The sequence below is a fragment of the Leisingera sp. F5 genome (assembly GCF_001593695.1).
Genome location: NZ_LUKH01000321.1, coordinates 1 through 2,887 on the forward strand (window position 1 = coordinate 1; position 2,887 = coordinate 2,887).

Annotated in this window: 4 protein-coding genes; all 4 read left to right on the plus strand. The window is 61.9% G+C overall.

All coding sequences use genetic code 11. The features are described from left to right. Positions 1-413: TRAP transporter small permease (locus tag A2I95_RS29560; protein WP_291735621.1), on the plus strand; the 413-nt coding region annotated here is incomplete at its 5' end. 11 nt (positions 414-424) lie between these two features. Beyond that, positions 425-1,711, plus strand: coding sequence for a TRAP transporter large permease (locus A2I95_RS29565; protein WP_291735622.1), 1,287 nt, complete (start codon positions 425-427; stop codon positions 1,709-1,711). 12 nt (positions 1,712-1,723) lie between these two features. Continuing rightward, on the plus strand, positions 1,724-2,161 hold the full coding sequence (locus A2I95_RS29570; RefSeq protein ID WP_027257885.1) for a universal stress protein: 438 nt from the start codon (positions 1,724-1,726) through the stop codon (positions 2,159-2,161). A gap of 10 nt (positions 2,162-2,171) precedes the next feature. Beyond that, positions 2,172-2,887, plus strand: a 716-nt coding sequence (eutA, locus tag A2I95_RS29575) for an ectoine utilization protein EutA (RefSeq protein WP_291735624.1), incomplete at its 3' end; no start/stop codon positions are given.

Here is a 2,887-nt window from a genome sequence, read left to right on the forward strand (position 1 = left end):
CCATCTTCTTTACCGAAGAGCTGAACCGGATCCTGATCATCCTGATCACCTTTGCCGGCATCAGCTATGCCGCGCGCAACGCCCGCCACATCCGGATGTCGGCGATCTATGACTTGCTGCCGCCGCACCAGCGCAAGGTGATGGTGGTAGTGATTTCCGTGGTCACCGCTGGATTTATGTTCTTGCTGTGCTTCTACGCGGTGAAATACATCGGTTCACAGGCCGCGCGCGGGCGGGTGCTGCCGGCGCTGCAAATCCCGGTCTGGGTCATCTTGGTCTGGGTGCCAGCCGGCTTCTTCATGACCGGTGTTCAGTATCTGCTGACCGCCGTGCGCAATCTGACGTCTCCTCGCATCTATCTCTCGACTCATGTGCAAGACGGGTACGAGGGCGCGGAAGAAGTTGAAACCTGAAGGGCGTTCCGATGGCTGCTACAATATTTCTGACCATGATCGTCCTGCTGCTGCTGGGCTTTCCGATGATGATCCCGCTGATTGCCGGCGCCTTCATCGGATTTCTGATGCTGTTCGGCGATCTGGCCCGGACCGAGACAATGGTACAGCAGATGATGGCCGGCATCCGGCCCGCCTCGCTGATTGCGGTGCCGATGTTCATCTTTGCCGCCGATATCATGACCCGCGGCCAGTCGGCCGGGCGGCTGATCAATGTGGTGATGGCCTATATCGGCCATATCCGCGGCGGGCTGGCGATTTCCACCGCAGCCGCCTGCACCATGTTCGGGGCGGTGTCCGGCTCGACTCAGGCGACCGTTGTGGCGATCGGTTCGCCGCTGCGCCCGCGGATGCTCCAGGCGGGCTACAAGGACAGCTTTGTGCTGGCGCTGATCGTGAATGCCAGCGACATCGCCTTTCTGATCCCGCCCTCCATCGGCATGATCATCTACGGGGTGGTCTCCAGCACCTCGATAGCCGAGCTGTTCATTGCGGGCATTGGTCCCGGCCTGCTGATCCTGCTGCTGTTTTCCATCTACGCCTATATCTACGCTGTGCGTAACAACGTGCCGACCGAACCAAAGGCCACCTGGCGCGAGCGACTGCGGACCATGCGGCAGGCGCTGTGGCCGATGGGGTTCCCGGTGATTATCATTGGCGGCATCTATGGCGGTGTGTTCAGCCCGACCGAGGCCGCGGCGGCCTGCGTTCTCTATGCGCTGATCCTGGAGGTCGCCGTGTTCCGCTCAATGTCGCTGGCGGATGTCTATGAAACCGCAAAATCCACCGGGCTGGTCACCGCCATCGTGTTCATTCTGGTGGGGGCAGGGGCTGCGTTTTCCTGGGTTATCTCATTCGCTCAGGTGCCGCAGCAGATCCTTGGTGCCATCGGGATTGCCGAGATGGGCGCCCTAGGGGTGCTGTTCGTGATCTCCATCGCGTTTTTCATCGGTTGTATGTTTGTCGATCCCATCGTGGTGATCCTGGTGCTGGTGCCGGTTTTTGCGCCGGTGGTGAAATCGGTTGGGCTGGATCCGGTGCTGGTCGGCACCATCATCACCCTGCAGGTTGCCATTGGCTCGGCCACGCCGCCCTTCGGCTGCGATATCTTCACCGCCATTGCCGTGTTCAAACGCCCCTATGCCGAGGTGGTGCGTGGCACGCCGCCGTTTATCCTAATGCTGCTGGCGGTGTCGGTGGCACTGATCTTCTTTCCGCAGATTGCGCTGTTCCTGCGCGATCTGGCCTTTGCAAAATAAGGAGCACTGGCGATGTTCACATCCATTCTGGTGCCCTTCGACGGCTCGCAAGGGGCAGAAGCCGCGCTGGCCAAGGCGGCGGAGCTGGCGCAACTGTGCGGTGCGCAGCTGACACTGCTGACGGTCTACCGCCACCATTCGCTGCTGGAGGCCTCGATGCATATGGTGCGCCCGGATCAGCCGGAGGACCTGGACGAGATCATGCGCAGCCACGCCAGGGAGGTGGCCGAGCGCGGCAAGGCGCTGGCGGCGGCGAGCGGCTCTCGAACACCCCGCGCCTTTGTTAAAGCGGGGCCGGTGGCGCGCACCATCACGGGGTTTGCCAGGGAGCACAGGCATGACCTGATCGCGATCGGCAGCCGCGGCCTTGGCTCGGTGGAAGGGGTGCTGCTGGGCAGTGTCTCTCACAAGGTAACGAGCCTGGCCGAAACCCCGGTTCTTGTTGTTTAGGAAAGCAAAAATGGCTCTTGATATCCAATCCGCGCCGTCGCGTGTTCCAGCCCGGCTGGATGACCGCCCGGTGAAAAAGCGGATCGCGCTGGTGGCGCTGGCGACCGACCACACGTCGGAACGCGACTTTGCCCGGATCTGCGATCCGGACCGGGTCGGCGTCTACACAAACCGCATCGAATTCGAAAATCCAACCACCAGGGAAACTTTGCTGAAAACCGGCCCGCGGCTGACCGAAGCAGCGGCGCAGATCCTGCCCGGCGAAACGGTGGATGTGGTGGCCTACGGCTGCACTGCGGCCTCCATCGTGCTGGGCAATGATGCCGTCGCGCGCAGCTTGAGCACCGCCAAGCCGGATACTCCCTGCGTCACCCCCAGCTCTGCAGCCTTCGATGCCTTTGCAGCACTGGAGGCCAGGCGGGTGTCGCTGCTGACCCCTTACAGCCCCGAAGTCACAGATGAGATGGCGCAATATTTCGCGGTACACGGCCCAGAGGTGGTCAATGCCGCCTGTTTCGGTCTGACAGATGATCGCCAAATGGCGCGGATTTCCGAGGACAGCATCATCGAGGCCGGGATCGCCGCCTGTGATTCATCAGCCGATGTGCTTTTCCTGTCCTGCACCGCCCTGCGGGCTGCTGTTTGCATTGAGCGGATTGAGGACCGGCTGGGCAAGCCGGTTGTCAGCTCAAACCAGGCGATGGTCTGGCGGTGCCTGCGCTTGGC

Bases quoted from the DNA above. Each gene is read 5' to 3' on its own strand.
- A2I95_RS29570 (WP_027257885.1), top strand. From the start codon at position 1,724: ATGTTCACATCCATTCTGGTGCCCTTCGACGGCTCGCAAGGGGCAGAA.
- A2I95_RS29565 (WP_291735622.1), top strand. From the start codon at position 425: ATGGCTGCTACAATATTTCTGACCATGATCGTCCTGCTGCTGCTGGGC.